Below are 17,620 nucleotides of genomic sequence, written 5' to 3' on the forward strand. Positions count from 1 at the left end.
CAACGCGCGTCCTCGGCTCAGGGCCGCCGAAAGGCTGTCGGTTCGCCACCGCCGAGGCGGCTGATGCGCGCAATGGCTGCGGCGAGGGGCTCGATGGCAACGGCCATGTGCCAGCTATTGGCGTGGATGATATCGGCCTCGTTGATCATCATCGCCACATGCCCGCGCCAGAAAACCAGATCGCCGCGCGCCGGGGTTTCGATCGCTTCGCCCATCCCCGCCTGCTGATCGCTGTCACGCGGGCAAGTGCGGCCACTGGCGTAAAATGCCTGCTGCACCAGCCCGGAACAATCGAGCCCCAGGCTCTCGCGTCCGCCCCACAGATAAGGCGTGCCGACGAACTGCTCGGCAACAGCCACATAATCCGTCTCGGCCTTGTCGATACCAAACAGATGCTCCGCGACGAACCAGCCGCCCGCCGTCTTGATGAAACGCCCCTCCTGCCCCTCGGCGGCAAGCATGGCATTCATCGAATAGAGCCCGGTGGGCTTGGCCTTTATGCTGGGCGCACTGAAGCCATAGCTGCGCAGCGCCCGCACCCTGTGGGTCGGCGCGGCCGAGACCTGGCCCAAAGCGCTCGCCTCGACATAGCCGACATAGCCGTCGCGCTTGGCCTGCCCGAAGGCCCAGCCCTCCGCCTCGTCCAGCACTTCGAACAGTTCGCCGAACAGCACTTGGTCAAGCTGCTCGGCATCCGGCGACGGCGCGCGGCGCAGAGCGGCCGAGGGGACCACGGTCTGGCGCATGGAAGTGTCGATATAGCGGGCAGCCGGCACGATGCCCTCCAGCGACCGGGCGGCAATCCCGTCACGAGCCAGGGTCAGGCGGGGATCAGGCAAGGCAAGTCCCCGGCATGGCTGAGGTGGTGCGGCGCTGGCTTGTCATGAAGGAGGAATGGCACATGCGCGGACGCTAGCCCAACCACCGCCCTCTGTCACTGCCAGCCGAACGTCAGATTTTGTCGCGCACCCGATTGTGGATTTCGGCCACTTCGGGGGTCATGGCATCGCCGAATGCGTCCATTTCGAACACCGGTCGGATTTCGAGTACACCGCCGCCGTCCATCGGATTGGGGCAGCGCCGAGCCCAGGCCACGGCCTCGTCCATATCCCGAACGTCCCAGATCCAGAAGCCGGCCACCAATTCCTTGGTTTCGGTGAAAGGCCCGTCGACCACCGTGCGGCTGGAACCGTCGAACAGGATGCGCTTGCCCTTGTTGGAGGGCTGCAATCCCTCGCCGCCCTTCATGATACCGGCCTCGACCAATTCCTCATTATACTTGCCCATGGCCTCGAGCAGTTCGGCGGAGGGCATCACACCCGCTTCGCTATCTTCGTTGGCTTTGACAAAAACCAGAACCCGCATTGTTCTATCTCCTCAATTGTGCCGGATTATCCGGCTTCCAACCATACGACGAACAGCATGGCCCGGATTCGACACAGCGCAAGCGCCCTACTCCCGCCACGCCTGCAAATCACCTATATGGGTGGCACCATCCGCGAGTGATCAGCCCCGTGACCGAACAATTTCTCATCGAGCGCCCATCCTTCCATCTGGCGACGGGCCAAGCCATTTTTACCTATGGCCTGGGCGGCAAGAGCTTTACCGAGACCCTGACCCTGCCGGAAGCCGATGTGGAAAAGGCGGCCAGTCCCGCTTTTGCCAAGCTGCTCGATCTGACGGCAATCGTGCTGGGCGTCAGCTATTTCAAGCTGCGCGCGCCCTTTGAGATCGTCGCGCCCAATATCGCGCTGAGCGAAGCCGAACGGGCCTTCGCTATCGACGTCTATGAGAACGGCCTGGGCGAATTCTATGCCCGCAATAATCTCGCCCGTTTCGGCAAGCTGACCATTTCGGCGCCGCATGATGCCGAGGCTATCAAGCCGATCGTGGCCCTGCCCGACCGCGCTTTGCTGCCCATTGGCGGGGGCAAGGATTCGCTGGTCAGCGTTGATCTGCTGACGGCGGTTGGCCTTGATTTCACGCCCTTTGCCGTCAATCCCAAGGGGCCGATCATCACCTCGATCGACAAGATCGGCACCAAGCCGGTCTATGTCACGCGCACGCTCGACGCCGAGATGATCCGGCTTTCCAAAGAGCCGGGCTATTACAATGGCCACGTGCCCTCCACCGCGATCAATTCCATGATTGCTGCGCTCTGCGCCGTTTTGTTCGGCTTCAACCAGATCGTGCTGTCCAATGAGCGTTCGGCAAGCGAGGGCAATGTCACCTTTGACGGGCGCGAGACCAATCACCAATATTCCAAATCGCTCGGCTTCGAACTGCTGATTGCCTCGATCTTGTCTGACGCCACCGGCGGCGCGCTCAAATATTATTCGCTGCTCCGCCCCTATTCGGAAGCGCGCATCGCCTCGCTGTTCACCCACGAAACCAAGTTCGATCGGGTGTTTTCCAGCTGCAACCGCAATTTCCGGCTCACCGGCAATGACGGTCCGCTCTGGTGCGGGGAATGCCCCAAATGCCATTTCGTCTTCCTGATTTTTGCCCCCTTCATGGCCAAGGACAGGCTGCTGTCGATCTTCGGCAAGGACCTGCTCGACAATCTCGATAACGAGGCCTCGTTCCGCGAACTGTCAGGTCTTGCCGGGCAGAAGCCCTGGGAATGCGTGGGGGAAATCCTCGAAGCCGCGGCGTGCCTTTATACGCTGACCCGCCATGCCGATTGGCATGAGGCGGCCGTGGTGCGGGCGGTCAAGGCGGACCTGTTTGCCCAATATGGCGAGCCCAAGCTGCAGGCGGCCATGGCCGAATGCCTGACCGACAGCCACGATCATCACATCCCCCCGGCCCTTGCCGCCAAGGTGGCTGCCTATGCGGTTTGAAGAACCCGTCCTGCTCTATGGCGCCGGCCGCGAGGCCATTTCCACCGCAGCCTTTCTCAAGGCCCGCCAGCCCGATCTCAAGCTTTATGTGACGGTCGATAGCGGGCAAGCCGATATTCCCGGCACGGAGCAGATTGCGGCGGACGACCTGGGCATGGCCATTCGCGACCATCGCTTCGGGCTCATCGTCAAAAGCCCGGGCGTGTCGCGCTACAAGCCGGTGTTCGATATCGCCCGCCATTCCGGCATTCCGGTGACGTCCAATCTCAACCTCTGGGGCGCCACCTATCGTCATGGCCGCACGGTGATCGCCATAACCGGCACCAAGGGCAAATCGACCACCGCCACGCTGACCCATCTGATGCTGACCCGTTCGGGCATCGACGCCGGGCTAGCGGGCAATGTGGGCGTCGCCCCGCTCGATATTGCCGACCGGCACCCGGTCGTCATCTTCGAATTGTCGAGCTACCAGACCGCCGACATGAACTTTTTGCCTGATATCGCGGCCGTGACTAATCTTTATCCCGAGCATGTCGACTGGCACGGCTCGGTCGAGCGCTATTACGCGGACAAGTTGCACCTGATCGATCGCGACGGCAGTTTCCCGGTAGCACTGGGCGCCGGCGCCAAGGGCAATGCGCTGGTGGCCCATGCCGTGCGCGACCATCGCCGCCTGCTGCGCGAGCTGACGCCGGAGGAACTGGCTGCCATCGACAAGGCGGCCATCGGCTCCCGCCTCAAGGGCAGCCACAATGTCGACAATGCCCGCCTCGCCGCCCAGATCGCGCTGGCCGCCGGCGCCAGCCTTGAGGGCGTGGTGGCCGGGATCACCGCCTTCGTGCCCCTGCCGCATCGGCTGGAGGAACACCAATTCGGCGGCACCATTTTCGTCAATGACTCGATCTCGACCACGCCCGAAGCCACCAAGGCGGCACTCGCGGCCTATAAGGGCTTCCGCATCGCGCTGATCGCGGGCGGGCACGAGCGCGAGCAGGACTATACTGAACTCGCGAGCCTATTGGCCGGCTATGGCGTGACCACGCTGGCCTGCCTGCCCGTCACCGGCGCCCGCCTCGCCTCGGCCACGATAGCCGCTGCGCCTCACATCACCGTATTGGCGGAGCCCGACCTCGCCAGCGCCATGCACACGCTTTCTGGCTACAGCAAGCAATTCGACGCAGTCATCCTCTCGCCCGGGGCGCCCTCCTATAACCAGTTCAAGAATTTCGAGGAGCGAGGGGTACGATTTGTTGGGCTGGCGCAAGCGATCTTTGGCTAGCCGACAGCAAAGAAACCCGGTTTGCGGGGCCGCAGCGGCACCATAAGTTAGCCGCCATATCCCTCAAGCCCCTGGAGCGGCCATGCCCGGTCTGATCTATCTCGCCATCGCCATTATCGGCGAGGTGATTGCCACGTCCTTCCTGCGCGCCTCGGCCGGGTTTACCCAGCTTGTCCCCACGATCGTGGTGGTGGTGGGCTATGGCATCACCTTCTATTTCTTTTCGCTGGCGCTGCAGACCATTCCCGTGGGCATCGGCTACGCCATCTGGTCCGGTGTCGGCATCGTGCTGGTCTCGATCATCGCCTATTTTGTCTACGGCCAGACGCTGGACCTGCCTGCGCTGATCGGCATCGGCCTGATCCTGGCGGGCGTGCTCGTCATCAATCTCTTCTCGCAATCATCCACGCATTGATCAGAACGCGGCATTGAGCGAAGCGGGCGGCACGCCGGCCGCCGCCAATGTCGCGCCGATCCGGCCCAATAGGCCCGCGTCACTGATGCGCTTGCGCAATTGCGGCAACAGGCCAGCCGCCCGGAAGCTGGCAATCTCGAGCACCTGCGGCAAATAACGATTGACCACGGCGCTATTGCCCGCCTCCTGCGCCGCCATGATCGCCAGCACCGGCCCCAGCTCGCGATCGGCCGTGGCATAGATTTCGGCATGGGCAATGGCGGCAGGAAAGTCCCGGTCGCGCAGCGCCAGCAAAGCCGGCACGCCGAAATACCAGGCGGGCGGATTGGGCGGCACGCTCACCGATTGATCGGCCAGAGCCCGCGCATCGTCAAGCCGGCCGGAAAAGGCCAGCAGCCTGGCATAGCCGGCCAAGGCATCGGCACTGGCCGGGTTGAGCTGGGTTGCCGAGCCGAACGCGGCTTCGGCCTGCGCTATGGCGCCAATGGTTTCAAATAGCCGCGCCTGCTGCTCCCAGACGAACCCATCGACCGGGGCAGCAGCAATGGCCCGTGCCATCTCCGTCTCGGCCGTCTTGTAGCGGTCGGCCAGGGTCTCGGCTGTGCCGATTTCAGCAATCAGGCTTGCCTTGGCCGCCCGGACACCGGCCTTCTCGCCTTCGCTGGCGGGCAGCGCCGCAAAACAGGCGCTGGCGCGCTCGCCCGTCTCGGCGCTGCCCGTATCGCGATAAAGATCGAATGCTACCCGGCAGAGATAGGCGTTCTCATTGCCCGCAATGGGTGTATCTGAGGCCAGGAATTGCCGCGCCTGGGCATGCACAGGTCCGCGCGTGCTTCCCAGCACCAGGCTCAGCCGGCGCGACACTTCATCGAGCGCCAGCGGCTCACTGGCGCGGGCCAGGGGCAGCGAGATCACCTCGCTCCAGATGATATCGCTGGTCCGCGTATCGGTGAGAATGGCGCTATATTGCACCATGTCGGCATCGACCCGCGCAATGCCGCTCAGCGCAAACTCCGCGGCCGGCACCGGCTCGGGTGCCGGGGCGCCGTCATAGCGCACATCAATGGTGTCGAAGGCCTCCAGATCCGTGACCAGCTCGATCGCCAGGCCCGATAACGGCAGGGCGCTGCGTCCCTGCCCGGTCAGGTTCTGGAACTCCGCCACCACCAGACTGGGCCGCTGCACCGCGCCTGTGGCCAAGGCTTGTGCCGCCTGGCGCGGTTGCCAGGTCGCCGTCGAAAAGGCAATGGCAGCCGCGCCCAGCGCGATCGTGGCCAATGCGAACCAGGACAGGGTTACGCCATTCTGCCGTTGGGGCGCCGCCAGCCTTGGCTCATCTTCTGCGACCGGCCCCGCCGGCTTTTCAGCCGGATCTGCCACCAGCTCGAATTCGGGGACATAGCGCCCCACCGGCAGTTTTATACGCACCGGCTCGGCCGCACCCTCCCCCGCATAATAGGCGTCGAGCAGGGCGCGCAGCCGCCGCGCCTGCACGCGCACGATGGGGTCCGCCTGGGGGTCGAAATCAGCAGGCCGCCCGAATACATCGACGGCGATGGAATAGGCCTTGATGGCCTGCTGTTCGCCGTCCAGCGTGCGTCCTACGATATAGGCGGCAAACCTGGCCAATTGCGGCGAGCGCGCGATTTCGGGCCACTCGAGCAGATGATCGAGGGCTGCAACGATCTGGTCGCGCTCTGGTGCAGGTTGCAGAACGGCACACCTCCCCCGCAAAACGGCGCGATTGTGTGCCTTTACATGTAAAACGCAAGCGAATGTTACCTGAGCATTACCCCGCTTTGCCTGTTTCCCACGGCCCGGTTCGCGCATAGGCGGGCTGTCGGCGCCCCAATGCGGCGTGACCTCGTTTGCGGTGGTGCGGCGCCTCCGCGGACATTCTTGACCATGCAAGGTTAGCTCGGCCCTCCGTCTCACGACGGTGCGGCCGCTTCTTTTTCTGGATGCCATCGGCGTCCAGCTCGGTTGGCATGCAATCCCTGCGTCCACAGGTTGCATGCCTCGGCGGAGAGGTGCTGCAGGATCTGCCTTCGGGCCGGCCTTGCATTCCCAAGCTCCCTCTCCGCCACTTGGCTAAACCCTCCGGCAGCTTGCACCTGCGCCGGAGCGGCGTGCCGGCCCTACTCCAAGGGGGCTTGGCAACAGGGCGCGGTCGCGACACCTCCCGGGTCGTTGATCGTACGGGGGGAGAGGCAGGATCGGCAGCGCGCATATCCCTCGGCGCGCGCCATCAATCTCCATCTGCTTCTCCCCGCGGCCCTTTGACCGCAGGATTTTGCGCATCCCGGCCCACCACATGATGGGCAAACGCTCGCAACACGGCCAGGATCATCACCGCCAGTACCGCCACGCCCAGCGCGATCAGGTAATAGCCCAGCGCAACTGCGACGCCGACAGCGCCCGCCAGCCACATGCCCGCGCCCGTGGTCAGCCCTTGCACACCCCCGCCGCGCCGGAAAATCGCCCCGGCGCCGAGAAAGGCGATGCCCGCGGTGACCGCCTCCACGGCGCGGATCGGGTCGGGGTTGGAATGCCCCTCGCCCTGGATGGTGTGGAATATCTCGAACGCCAGGATGGTGAACAGCGACGCCGCCACGGCAATCAGGATATGCGTGCGCAGCCCGGCCTCAGCCGTGTTCCACTCCCGCTCGAACCCGATCATGGCGCCCAAAATGGCTGCGATCACCAGGCGAATGGAGATGATGTGCTGGGGCAGGAAGGTATCGACATATCCAATGGCGTTGCCGGCATCCATGGCGTGGGCCCTTGTAGTGACGCTGCCGTCACAACCGTGAGCCCGCTTCGTTGGTTCCGATCAGACCGTCTTGAGCCAGCCGCCATCGACGAAATAGGTAGAGCCGGTCGAGTAGCTCGCCTTGTCCGAGCACATGAAGACGAAGAAGTTCGCCAATTCCTCAGGCATCGCGAAACGCTTCATGCCACCGGCTTCGTCAGCTACGCCTTGCAGGTGCTTCTGCCAGCCATCTTCGCCCGCGATCTGCTTGGCCGTCTTGATCCAGTCGGGCGTCAGCACCAGGCCCGGATTGATCGTATTGACGCGGATATTGTCACCGACCACTTCATTGGCCAGCGTCTTGGAAAACATCATCAAGGCGGCCTTGGTGGTGTTGTAGATCGGCTCGTACCACAGCGGCTGCACCGCGCAGATCGAGGCATTGTGCAGCACGACGCCACCGCCGCGCTTTTTCATGGCTGGCACCAGCCCCCGCGCCAGCCGCACCGCGGCCATCACATGCAGGTCCCAATAATATTGCCACTTGGCGTCGTCGGCCTCGGCAATGGTTTCGTTCGAGCCGGTCCCCGCATTGTTGATCAGGATATCGGCCCCGCCAAACGCCCTGGCCGTACCCTTGATCACCGCCTCGCAGCCTTCGGCCGTCGCCACGTCAGCACTGATAGCGGTGGCGATAATGCCGAATGTGTCGGCTATGCGCGCTGCCGCGTCATCGCCCCGCAGCTTGTCGCGGCCCACCAGAACCAGATTTGCCCCCTCGGCCGCTAGCCCCTCGGCAACGGCCAGCCCGATACCCACCGTGCCGCCAGTGATGACGGCGACCTTGTCGCGCAGATTCAAATCCATGTTGTCCTCGCTCCCTGAGACCTCATGGTGAGCTTGTCGAACCACGAGGTCGGGCACGACAATCTCGCCACGACCTCGCCCTTCGACAGGCTCAGGATGAGGTCTACTGGTTCTGTTCGGCTACTTCGCCACCTTGATCTGCAGCTTCACATCGCTCGGCCGCGCCTCGACGGCCCGATCAAACGCCTTGATCGAATCCTCAAACGCAAAGGTCTCGGAAATCAGCGGCTTGAGATCCACCTTGCCCGAGGCGATGAGCGCGATGGCGCGGTCATATTGATGGGCATAACGAAACACGTTTTCGATCCGCAGCTCCTTGGTCGATGCGCCGGCGATGTCCACCGCCACCGGATCGACCGGCAGGCCGACCACGACAATAGCGCCTCCCGGGCGCGGCAGGTCCATAATGGTCTTCCAGGCATGGGGCGAGCCGGAACATTCGAACACCACGTCGGCGCCCCAGCCCTCGGTCAGGCGCGCGACTTCCTCGACGATATTCTTTTCGCGAATATTGACCGGGATGACGCCCTGATAGCGCGCCGCGATATCGAGCTTGGGCTGCGCCAGGTCGGCCACGATCACCCGCGCACAACCGCCGGCCAAAGCCGCAATCGCCACCATGGTTCCAATCGGCCCGGCGCCCAGCACTACCGCGGTATCGCCGGGCGTGATCCTGGCCTTGGCCGCGGCCTGCATACCCACGGCGAAGGGCTCGACCATGGCGCCTTCGGCAAAGCTGACATTGTCGGGCAGCTTGAAGGTGTAATTGGCGGGGTGAACCACTTCGGACGTCAGCACGCCATGAATGGGCGGGGTGGCCCAGAAGCGCACGGCGGGATCGACATTATACATGCCCAGCCGACTCGCCCGCGAATTGGCATCGGGAATGCCCGGCTCCATGCAGACCCGGTCGCCGACCTTCAGGTTCGTCACGCCCGCCCCAATTTCGGTGACCGTCCCGGCCGCCTCATGCCCCAGCACCATGGGCGCATTGACGACGAACGGCCCGATCTTGCCATGGGTATAATAATGCACATCCGAGCCGCAGACGCCCACGGTATGAATGGCAATCTTGACCATGCCCGGCCCCACATCGAGCGGCAGATCGATATCGCGCAGCGCCAGTTCATGCTGGCGTTCAAGGACAAGGGCGCGGACTTTGGTCATTTCTTCTTCCTGGGCGATCACAGAGGGATGGCCTGAGTTTCAGGTCAGGCCGAGTCGAGAATGGCGGCTTTCGAGAACCGGAGCGCAGCGTACATCAGTACGTGAGCACCGGAAGCGGAGAAAGTCACCATTCGCAGGCCGGCATCACCTGAAAATCAGGTCATCCCGGGCGGTTGCATCGCGCCGGTCATGATCGCAACCGCGTCCGACATTGTGTAATCCTTCGGATTGATCACCGCGATCCGCTTCCCCAGCCGGTGGATATGGATGCGATCCGCCACCTCAAACACATGCGGCATATTATGGCTGATCAGCACGATGGGCAGGCCGCGACGCTTCACGTCGAGCATCAATTCCAGCACGCGGCGGCTTTCCTTGACGCCCAGGGCGGCCGTGGGCTCGTCCATGATCACCACGCGCGAGCCGAAGGCTGCCGCACGGGCCACGGCAACGCCCTGCCGCTGGCCGCCGGACAGCGTTTCAACCGACTGGTTGATGTTCTGGATGGTCATCAGCCCCAATTCGCTGAGCTTTTCGCGGGCCAGCCGGTTCATGGTCGAGCGGTCGAGCAGCCGGAAGATATGGCCAAGCGGGCCGGGTTTGCGCATCTCGCGGCCGAGGAACAGATTGTCGGCAATCGACAGGGCGGGCGACAGCGCCAGATTTTGGTAGACCGTTTCAATACCGGCCAGCCGCGCTTCCATCGGCGATTTGAACTGCACGGGCGAGCCATCGAGCTTGATCACACCCGCATCGGGGATCACAGCGCCGCATAGCGCCTTGATCAGGGTGGATTTGCCCGCGCCATTGTCGCCGATGACCGCCAGGATTTCCCCCGGCATCAGCTCAAAATCGGCATTGTCGAGCGCCACCACCTTGCCATAACGCTTCTGCAAGCCCTGCGCGCTGAGGATGGGCTGGGGGCCGGCGATGGGAGTTGCGGTAAGGCCCGCTGCCGTTTGATCAAGGCTCATGCGGAAATCTTCCTGATCCACTGGTCGGTGGTAACAGCGATGATGATGAGGGCGCCCACGGCAAATTCCTGCCAGAGCACGTCGACGCCTGCCAGCGCCAAACCATTGCGGAACATGCCCACGATAAGCGCGCCGAGCAGCGTGCCGACGATGGAGCCACGCCCGCCGAACAGCGAGGTGCCCCCGATGACGACGGCGGTGATGGAATCAAGGTTCGCCGTCTGGCTGCCGAGCGGGGACACCGCGCCGACGCGGCCGATCAGCACCCAGCTCGCCAGCGCGCAGATGAACCCGGCCAAGGTATAGACGCCGATCAGCGTCATCTTGGTATTGATGCCGGCCAGCCGCGCGGCTTCCGGATCATCGCCCGTGGCGTAGATATGCCGGCCAAAGGCGGTGCGGTTGAGAATGTACCAGACCGTTGCGGCGATCAGGATCATCACCATCGAGCCGGCAGTGAGGATCGCCCCGCCGCCCAACGCGACCCTGGCCCCCATCCATTGCAGCATGGGCGCGATCGCCGCGATATCCTGGCTGCGGATGGTTTCCGATTGCGAGATGAAGATGATCATGGCGCCATAGATCGACCAGGTGCCCAGCGTCACGATAAAGGGGGGCAGCTTTACCAATGCCACCAGCACGCCATTGATCAGCCCGCACAGAATGCCGGTGGCGATGCCCAGCACGAAGGAGATTTCCACCGGCACGCCCGCGACGACCGACAGCCGCCCCATGACGATGGAGCTCAGGATCATGATGGCCCCGACCGACAGATCGATGCCGGCGGTGAGGATGATCAGGGTCTGGGCAATGCCCAGCACGCCGATAATGGTCACCTGCTGGAGCACCAGCGACAGGTTGAAGGGCGCGAAAAACTTGCTGCCCGCCGCCACCGAAAAGATCGCAATGGCCACGATCAGCACGATGAAGGGAATGGCCGTGGGATAGCTGTGCAGGAACGCCTGCAGCCGCCGGACCGGGCCCGGCGCGTCCTCCTCAAAGCTGGCCACCGCCTGCGCGGCCCCCGCCAATCCCTTTTCCGCTACGGCCGAGCCGCTTGCGTCATCACTCATCAACGCCCCTCCCCAGGGTATATTTCAGTAGGCCTCATGGTGAGCTTGTCGAACCACGAGGGCGTGGCACCGGGGATGGTTCAACCTCGTCCTTCGACAAGCTCAGGATGAGGTCGAACCATTCTCCGGTGGTTAGATCAGCTTAGCCCCAGCAGAGTTCAGCGCCCTTGGCCGTGTCGATGGACTCAACGCCCGCCACTGGCTTGTCGGTCACCAGCGCGGCGCCGGTGTCGAAGAAGTCGAGGCCAGGCGTTGCCGCCGGCTTTTCGCCCGTGTCAGCGAATTTCTTGATCGCTTCCATGGCCATGGCAGCCATTTTGAGCGGATATTGCTGACTGGTGGCGCCGATCACGCCGGCCTTGACGTTGGCAACGCCCGGGCAGCCGCCGTCGACCGACACGATCAGCACCGAGCCATCATCCTTGCCGATGGCCTTGAGGGCTTCGAAGGCGCCGGCAGCGGCCGGCTCGTTGATCGTATAGACCACGTTGATATCGGGGCATTTCTGCAGCAACGTTTCCATGGCCGTGCGGCCGCCATCTTCGGCGCCGCCGGTCATTTCGTGCCCGCAAATGCGCGCATCGTCTTCGTCGCCATATTTATTGGGGTCTTTCACATCGATCCCGAAGCCGGCCATGAAACCCTGGTCGCGCAGGTAATCGACGGTTGGCTGGTTCACCGCCAGATCGAGAAAGGCGATCTTGGCATCGGCTGCCTTGTCGCCCAGCGTGCCCTTGGCCCAGGCGCCGATCAATTCACCGGCCTTGCGATTGTCGGTGGCAAAGGTGGCGTCGGCCGCATCGATCGGGTCGAGCGGGGTATCCAGCACGATCACCAGCAGGCCCGCATCGCGCGCTTGCTGAATGGTCGGCACGATGGCGCTGGAATCCGAAGGCACGATGGCAAAGCCCTTGGCGCCCGAGGCGATCAGATTTTCGATGGCCGCGATCTGGCTGTCATTGTCGCCATCGAACTTGCCGGCAAAAGTGCGCAATTCAATGCCCAGTTCGTCCGCCTTGGCCTGGGCACCTTCGCGCATCTTGACGAAGAAGGGATTGCCTTCCGTCTTGGTGATCAGCCCGACAATGGCTTCCTGTGCCATGGCCGCCGTGCCGCCCATCAGACCCAGCATCACGGCCCCTGCGGCCGCGATCTTGATAAACCTACCCATAATGTCTCCTCCCGAGAATTGCCGTCGCCCTGATGGGCGCAGCGGGTCGATAGTCCGTGCGGCGCTCTCCTCCGGCCACCCGTCCTTGCCGCCATATCAGCCGCACATTCCACTTCTGTCAATAAATTAATCCAACTGATTTATTAATTGACAGAGCCACCCGTTCGGCGCCACTAGTTTGCCGGGAGGAGCTGCAAGCCAATGAAAACGATTGCGAATTCGCATCCGTTCGGGCTAGCTGCGCTATGGCAAATTATTGGCCTGGTTAAGAAAACAGGGGCGGATGGATGGTTGAGGCAGACGGCGGTCGAGCCCGTTCGGACGATCTGAGCCGCGGCACCAACCAGACCGGCGTCCGCCTCTACAATGAGCGGCTGCTGCTCTCGCTGATCCGCCGCCATGGCGCCCTGCCCAAGGCCGACATTGCCCGCCGCACTGGGTTATCGCCCCAGACGATTTCCACCATCGCCAATGCGCTGGAGCGCGATGGCCTGATCACGCGGCAATCGCCCTTGCGCGGCAAGGTCGGCCAGCCGCTCGTGCCCTATGCACTCAATCCGCGCGGCGCATTTTTCCTCGGGCTCAAGATCGGCCGGCGTTCCTCCGATATCGTGCTGCTCGATTTTACCGGCAATGTGCTCGGCCGCATCCACGAGCCGCATCCCTATCCCACGCCGCAAATCGCGCTGGCTTTGGCCCAACGCGGCATTGCCGAGTTGACCGCCCAGCTCAACCCCGCCGAGCGCAGCCGCATTGCCGGCTTCGGCATCGCCTCGCCCTTCGAATTGTGGAACTGGGAAGCCCAACTGGCGGCGCCCCCCGACGTGCTCGAATCCTGGCGCCACGCCGATATTCACCGCGATATCGCTGGTATCAGCACCTGGCCGGTCTATCTGCACAATGACGGCACGGCCGCCTGCGCCGCCGAACTGGTGCTGGGCAATGGCCAGCATGGCGAGGACTTCCTCTATATTTTCCTCGGCTCGTTTCTGGGCGGCGGCGTGGTGCTCAATGGGCATTTGTTTCCCGGCCGCACCGGCTATGCCGGCGCACTCGCCCCCCTGCCCGTCCCCGTTCCCGGCGGCTTCCAGCAGCTGCTGCGCAGCGCCTCCATCTATGTGCTGGCCGATAGGCTGAAATCGGCCGGGATCGACCCGCAAGTGCTCTGGCTCGATCCCAGCGATTGGGGCGCGCTTGGCGCCCCGCTTGATGACTGGATCGCCGAAGCCGCCCAGAGCCTGGCGATTGCCTGCGTCACCGCCGTCTCGATCATCGATTTCCGCACAATCGTGCTCGATGGCGCCTTCCCCACCGCGGTGCGGGCACGTCTGGTCGAGGCAACACGGGCTGCTTTCGCCCAATTCGACCGCCAGGGCCTGGCCCCCTTCGACATTGCCGAGGGCACGATCGGCTTCGGCGCCCGCGAAGTCGGCGGCGCCTGCCTGCCGCTTCTGGCCAACTTCACGCAAGACCGCGAAGTGCTGTTCAAAGAAAACAGCTGATTAAGATCGCTCTGCGGATTTATGCGAAATCTAGTAACCAGTCTGCAAGTTTACCCGGTCTAGGTTAAGCCGGTAATCGGCCCGGTTCCTATTCATGCAGGCGCAAACTTCGACGACCGAACGTTGGCACTTCATAACGGCTGTCCTGCTGCCCGTCGTCCTGGCGTTGGTTGCAACGGCTGCCGCTGTGATCGGCTTTGTCTTCTGGTCGACCAGCACGATCGACCAGCGCGCCATCGAGCGCCAGACCACCATGGTCACCCAGGTGCTGCAGGGCAAGCGCGACCTCATGCTCAAGGACCAGGGCGGCATTGCCATCTGGGACGAGGCGGTGATCCATACCGGCCAGAGCTTCGATCATGATTGGGTCCATGCCAATATGGGCCTGTGGATGCACAATTTCTTTGGGCATGACCGCACCATGGTGCTCGATGCCCAGGACCAGCCGCTCTACGTGATGGAAGATGGGCAAGCCGTAGCCACGACCAGCTTCCGCGACATGGCCAGCGGCGTCATGCCTCTCGTTCAGCAATTGCGCACCCTGATCGACGCCGGGCGAATGACCGATTTCGTCAGCGGCAGGGCCGAAGCTCCGCCCACCGTCTGCGATTTTGCGCTGGTCGATGGCAAGCCCGCCATTGTGGGCGTCACCCCCATTGTCAGCCACACCCGCACCCTGGCGCACACGCCCGGCACGGAGAGCCTGATGGTGTCGGTACGCTTTCTCGGCGCCCAGGCCGTCACCGAGATGATGCACCAATACCTGATCGAGGACGCAGCTTTCGTGCTCGTCCCATCCGCCAGCCCCGATCGGGTCTCCTATCCGGTGATCAACGACGTCGGGCGCTTCGTGGCCTTCTTCGAATGGACCGGCGACCGACCCGGCCGGCTGATGCTGGGTCACACCGTGCCGGTGCTGATCTTCGTCATCCTGGCTGGCGCCCTGCTCTTCATGCTGCTGTTGCGCAAGCTGCGCGGCTCCTCGGCCGCCCTGCAGGAGGGCCGCCGGGTTGCCGAACATGAAGCCGCCCATGACCGGCTGACCGGCCTGCCCAACCGCACCAATTTCGATACCCATCTGGCGCGCATACTGCGTGAGCAGAAAGCCCCCAGCACCAATATCGTGCTGCTGATGCTTGATCTGGACCGCTTCAAGCAGGTCAATGACACGCTCGGCCACCAGGCCGGCGACGATCTCATCCGCAGCGTTGGCGAACGCATCCGCCTGGTCGTGGGCAATGAGGTGATGGTGGCCCGCCTCGGCGGCGACGAATTTGCCATTCTGGCGGTCACCCATAATCGCCCCTTCGACGCCATGGCGGTATCCGGCCGCATCATCGAAGCCATCGGCCGCCCCTTCGATCTCGGTCACTTCAAGGCCCATGTCGGGGTCAGCATCGGCATTGTGGAAGCCGACGCCAGTTCGGCCGAACCGCGCGAGCTGGTGCGCAAGGCCGACATCGCGCTCTACGAGGCCAAGGCGAGCGGACGCAATCGCGCCATGGTCTATGAAGAGCATATGAACGAGCTGCTCCAGCTCCAGCACACGATCGAAGGCGAGCTGCGCGCGGCGCTCAACCGCAACGACCAGCTTTCCGTCGCCTTCCAACCGTTGGTCGATCAGAAGACGCGCAAGGTTATCGGCGCCGAGGCTCTGGCCCGCTGGTATCACCCGAAGTATGGCCAGATTTCTCCGGCCCGCTTCATTCCCGTGGCCGAAAATACCGGACTGATCGAAGAACTAGGCGAATTCGTGCTGCGGCGCGCCTGCGAAATCGGCGCCAGCGCGCCTGGCCGCACCATCGCGGTCAACATCTCCCCGACCCAGCTGCGCAACCCGTATTTCTCCAACCAGGTCTTCGACATCCTGCATCAAACGGGCATGCGCCCGATTGATCTGGAACTCGAAATCACCGAATCCATCCTGCTCGACGATGAGAATATTTCGGCCCAGAACCTGCGCACCTTCCGCGCCGCCGGCATTCAGATCGCGCTGGACGATTTCGGCACCGGCTATTCCTCGCTGAGCTACCTCAAGCGCTACCCCGTCGATCGCATCAAGATCGACCGCTCCTTCGTCAGCCAGTTGGCCGAAGGCCATGTCTCGGTCGCCATCACCCAGGCTATCGTCACGCTGGCCCATGCCATGGATATCGAAGTCACCGCCGAGGGCGTGGAATCGGAAAAACAGGCGACCATCCTGGGCAAGATGGGCTGCAATACCCTGCAGGGCTTCCTGTTCTCGGGCGCCGTCATTCCTGCCAAGATTGCCGGCATTTTCGCCGATCCGCTCAATACGCCCGAACGCCGCCGTCGCGCCCGCAACCGCGCCGCCTGAGCGGGCTCAACCAGCTGCCGCCAGCACGACACCCAGCCGCTTCTCGCGCGTGGATAGCCCAGCCCGGCCCGTGCCGGCCTCGAGCCACAAGGCCTGCAGCTTGCCCTGGTCGAACAGCTTGAACAGGCACGGCGCGATATAGGATTTCCGGCAGATCGCCGGCGTATTGCGCAATTGCTCTGCAACCTCGCGCGCCACCTGCGCCATCTGCCGCCGCCGCGCCGACATCGAGCCGCCGCTCTCCATGCGGGCCAGCGCCTCGGCGGCCATGACGCTGGCATGGAAGGTGCGGAAATCCTTGGCCGAAATATCCACCCCGGCCAGCTCGCGCAGATAGTCATTGATGGCGCCGGTCTGGATCGGCCGGACCGTGCCACTCTCGTCGCGATAGACCAGGAGGCGCTTGCCCGGCAATTGCTGGATCCGGCTCAGGGCCGTGGCCAGCGCCTTGTCGGTAAAGCGATAATCCGCCCGCTTGCCGCCCTTGGCCGCAAAACTCACGCTGATTTCGTCGCCATCGACCTTCACGTCGCGCGCAAACAATGTTCCCGCGCCCCGTGTACCGCTGGTTTCGAGATATTTCTCGCGCCCTACCCGCATCGCCGTCTTGTCGATGAGCGCCACCGCGATGGCCAGCGCCAGTTCACGACTGCCGGTTTGCGCATTGAGCCCGACCCGCACCTTGCGCCGCACTTTGGGCAAGACGGCGGGGAACGTCGCCAGCCGCTTGAGCTTGCGGCCATTGCGCTTCAGCTCCCAATCGGAGTGGTAGATATATTGATCGCGCCCCGCCTCATCGACCCCCAGCGCCTGGATATGCGCCCGCGGGTCACTGGCAATCCGCACCTGCTGCCAGGCTGGCGGAATGCCCAAAGCCGCCACGCGCAACCGGGTCAGCCGGTCGCTGATGACAACGCCATCGGCATCGACATAAGTGAAGCCCTTGCCGCGCCGTTGCCGGACAATGGTCAAATCCTCGCGGCTGGCTCTGATCAGGCGGGCCATCAGGTCGGGTTCGGCTGGCTCATGGTAAAGACGAGATAGATGATGGCGAACAGGATAATGATGCCGATCAGCGAAATGACCAGCACGCGCATATTCATCTTGCGCGGGCTGCCCTGCCGGACCTCGGTCTTGTTCTTGTGTGGATCATAGGTTTCCAAACTGGTTCTCCCCTTGGGCGCTTTAGGGGCAAACGTGCGCCCTTCGCCCTGGTTCCGGCCAAAGCCGGGACTTGAC

At 63.4% G+C, this 17,620-nt stretch carries 16 protein-coding genes; 5 read left to right on the forward strand and 11 right to left on the reverse strand.

Going from position 1 to position 17,620, the window contains the following annotated elements; translation table 11 throughout:
* Positions 1-17 precede the first annotated feature (17 nt).
* On the reverse strand, positions 18-839 hold the full coding sequence (locus ACI3KW_RS09440) for a C40 family peptidase (RefSeq protein ID WP_404847862.1): 822 nt from the start codon (positions 837-839) through the stop codon (positions 18-20).
* Positions 840-951: 112 nt separating this feature from the next.
* Complete coding sequence (locus ACI3KW_RS09445; RefSeq protein WP_404847863.1) at positions 952-1,365, reverse strand: YciI family protein; 414 nt, start codon at positions 1,363-1,365, stop codon at positions 952-954.
* Positions 1,366-1,514: 149 nt separating this feature from the next.
* Here ACI3KW_RS09445 and ACI3KW_RS09450 point away from each other — a divergent pair, with 149 nt between their 5' ends.
* The 3 genes from ACI3KW_RS09450 (at position 1,515) to ACI3KW_RS09460 (ending at position 4,537) form a co-directional block, all read left to right on the forward strand.
* Positions 1,515-2,843: a hypothetical protein gene (locus tag ACI3KW_RS09450; RefSeq protein ID WP_404847864.1), complete on the forward strand. Its 1,329-nt coding sequence runs from the start codon at positions 1,515-1,517 to the stop codon at positions 2,841-2,843.
* Positions 2,833-4,122: a UDP-N-acetylmuramoyl-L-alanine--D-glutamate ligase gene (gene murD, locus ACI3KW_RS09455; protein ID WP_404847865.1), complete on the forward strand. Its 1,290-nt coding sequence runs from the start codon at positions 2,833-2,835 to the stop codon at positions 4,120-4,122. The genes ACI3KW_RS09450 and murD overlap by 11 nt, the downstream gene beginning before the upstream one ends.
* An 82-nt stretch (positions 4,123-4,204) precedes the next feature.
* Complete coding sequence (locus ACI3KW_RS09460) at positions 4,205-4,537, forward strand: DMT family transporter (RefSeq protein ID WP_404847866.1); 333 nt, start codon at positions 4,205-4,207, stop codon at positions 4,535-4,537.
* Here the strand turns inward: ACI3KW_RS09460 and ACI3KW_RS09465 are convergent, their stop codons facing one another.
* From ACI3KW_RS09465 to ACI3KW_RS09495, 7 genes are all read right to left on the reverse strand, one after another.
* A complete protein-coding gene (locus ACI3KW_RS09465) occupies positions 4,538-6,271 on the reverse strand; it encodes a tetratricopeptide repeat protein (RefSeq protein ID WP_404847867.1) in 1,734 nt (577 codons plus the stop codon).
* Positions 6,272-6,785: 514 nt separating this feature from the next.
* On the reverse strand, positions 6,786-7,310 hold the full coding sequence (locus tag ACI3KW_RS09470; protein ID WP_404847868.1) for an MgtC/SapB family protein: 525 nt from the start codon (positions 7,308-7,310) through the stop codon (positions 6,786-6,788).
* A gap of 60 nt (positions 7,311-7,370) precedes the next feature.
* Positions 7,371-8,156, reverse strand: a complete 786-nt coding sequence (locus ACI3KW_RS09475) for an SDR family NAD(P)-dependent oxidoreductase (RefSeq protein WP_404847869.1) — start codon at positions 8,154-8,156, stop codon at positions 7,371-7,373.
* 120 nt (positions 8,157-8,276) lie between these two features.
* Positions 8,277-9,323, reverse strand: coding sequence for an NAD(P)-dependent alcohol dehydrogenase (locus ACI3KW_RS09480; RefSeq protein WP_404847870.1), 1,047 nt, complete (start codon positions 9,321-9,323; stop codon positions 8,277-8,279).
* 155 nt (positions 9,324-9,478) lie between these two features.
* Positions 9,479-10,297 (reverse strand): ATP-binding cassette domain-containing protein, encoded by an 819-nt coding sequence (locus tag ACI3KW_RS09485; RefSeq protein ID WP_404847871.1) that lies wholly within the window; start codon positions 10,295-10,297, stop codon positions 9,479-9,481.
* Positions 10,294-11,370 (reverse strand): ABC transporter permease, encoded by a 1,077-nt coding sequence (locus ACI3KW_RS09490; protein WP_262166300.1) that lies wholly within the window; start codon positions 11,368-11,370, stop codon positions 10,294-10,296. The genes ACI3KW_RS09485 and ACI3KW_RS09490 overlap by 4 nt, the downstream gene beginning before the upstream one ends.
* A 142-nt stretch (positions 11,371-11,512) precedes the next feature.
* Positions 11,513-12,541: a sugar ABC transporter substrate-binding protein gene (locus tag ACI3KW_RS09495; protein ID WP_113120875.1), complete on the reverse strand. Its 1,029-nt coding sequence runs from the start codon at positions 12,539-12,541 to the stop codon at positions 11,513-11,515.
* A 287-nt stretch (positions 12,542-12,828) separates the two neighbouring features.
* On the opposite strand from ACI3KW_RS09495, the gene ACI3KW_RS09500 reads away from it, so the two are divergent.
* The gene (locus ACI3KW_RS09500; protein ID WP_404847872.1) at positions 12,829-14,043 is read left to right on the forward strand and encodes an ROK family protein; all 1,215 of its coding nucleotides are present in this window, start codon (positions 12,829-12,831) and stop codon (positions 14,041-14,043) included.
* A gap of 94 nt (positions 14,044-14,137) precedes the next feature.
* Positions 14,138-16,381, forward strand: coding sequence for a putative bifunctional diguanylate cyclase/phosphodiesterase (locus ACI3KW_RS09505; RefSeq protein WP_404847873.1), 2,244 nt, complete (start codon positions 14,138-14,140; stop codon positions 16,379-16,381).
* Between the two features lie 6 nt (positions 16,382-16,387).
* Here ACI3KW_RS09505 and ACI3KW_RS09510 read toward each other — a convergent pair whose 3' ends face one another.
* Positions 16,388-17,386: a DNA topoisomerase IB gene (locus ACI3KW_RS09510; RefSeq protein WP_404847874.1), complete on the reverse strand. Its 999-nt coding sequence runs from the start codon at positions 17,384-17,386 to the stop codon at positions 16,388-16,390.
* The gene (locus tag ACI3KW_RS09515; RefSeq protein ID WP_162740130.1) at positions 17,386-17,544 is read right to left on the reverse strand and encodes a hypothetical protein; all 159 of its coding nucleotides are present in this window, start codon (positions 17,542-17,544) and stop codon (positions 17,386-17,388) included. Before ACI3KW_RS09515 ends, ACI3KW_RS09510 begins: the two co-directional genes overlap by 1 nt.
* Positions 17,545-17,620 lie beyond the last annotated feature (76 nt).

This window comes from Devosia sp. ZW T5_3 (assembly GCF_044987315.1).
In the GTDB taxonomy this organism is placed as follows: domain Bacteria; phylum Pseudomonadota; class Alphaproteobacteria; order Rhizobiales; family Devosiaceae; genus Devosia.

Bases quoted from the DNA above. Each gene is read 5' to 3' on its own strand.
- ACI3KW_RS09445 (WP_404847863.1), bottom strand. From the start codon at position 1,365: ATGCGGGTTCTGGTTTTTGTCAAAGCCAACGAAGATAGCGAAGCGGGT.
- murD (WP_404847865.1), top strand. From the start codon at position 2,833: ATGCGGTTTGAAGAACCCGTCCTGCTCTATGGCGCCGGCCGCGAGGCC.
- ACI3KW_RS09460 (WP_404847866.1), top strand. From the start codon at position 4,205: ATGCCCGGTCTGATCTATCTCGCCATCGCCATTATCGGCGAGGTGATT.
- ACI3KW_RS09470 (WP_404847868.1), bottom strand. From the start codon at position 7,310: ATGGATGCCGGCAACGCCATTGGATATGTCGATACCTTCCTGCCCCAG.
- ACI3KW_RS09475 (WP_404847869.1), bottom strand. From the start codon at position 8,156: ATGGATTTGAATCTGCGCGACAAGGTCGCCGTCATCACTGGCGGCACG.
- ACI3KW_RS09480 (WP_404847870.1), bottom strand. From the start codon at position 9,323: ATGACCAAAGTCCGCGCCCTTGTCCTTGAACGCCAGCATGAACTGGCG.
- ACI3KW_RS09485 (WP_404847871.1), bottom strand. From the start codon at position 10,297: ATGAGCCTTGATCAAACGGCAGCGGGCCTTACCGCAACTCCCATCGCC.
- ACI3KW_RS09490 (WP_262166300.1), bottom strand. From the start codon at position 11,370: ATGAGTGATGACGCAAGCGGCTCGGCCGTAGCGGAAAAGGGATTGGCG.
- ACI3KW_RS09495 (WP_113120875.1), bottom strand. From the start codon at position 12,541: ATGGGTAGGTTTATCAAGATCGCGGCCGCAGGGGCCGTGATGCTGGGT.
- ACI3KW_RS09500 (WP_404847872.1), top strand. From the start codon at position 12,829: ATGGTTGAGGCAGACGGCGGTCGAGCCCGTTCGGACGATCTGAGCCGC.
- ACI3KW_RS09505 (WP_404847873.1), top strand. From the start codon at position 14,138: ATGCAGGCGCAAACTTCGACGACCGAACGTTGGCACTTCATAACGGCT.
- ACI3KW_RS09510 (WP_404847874.1), bottom strand. From the start codon at position 17,386: ATGGCCCGCCTGATCAGAGCCAGCCGCGAGGATTTGACCATTGTCCGG.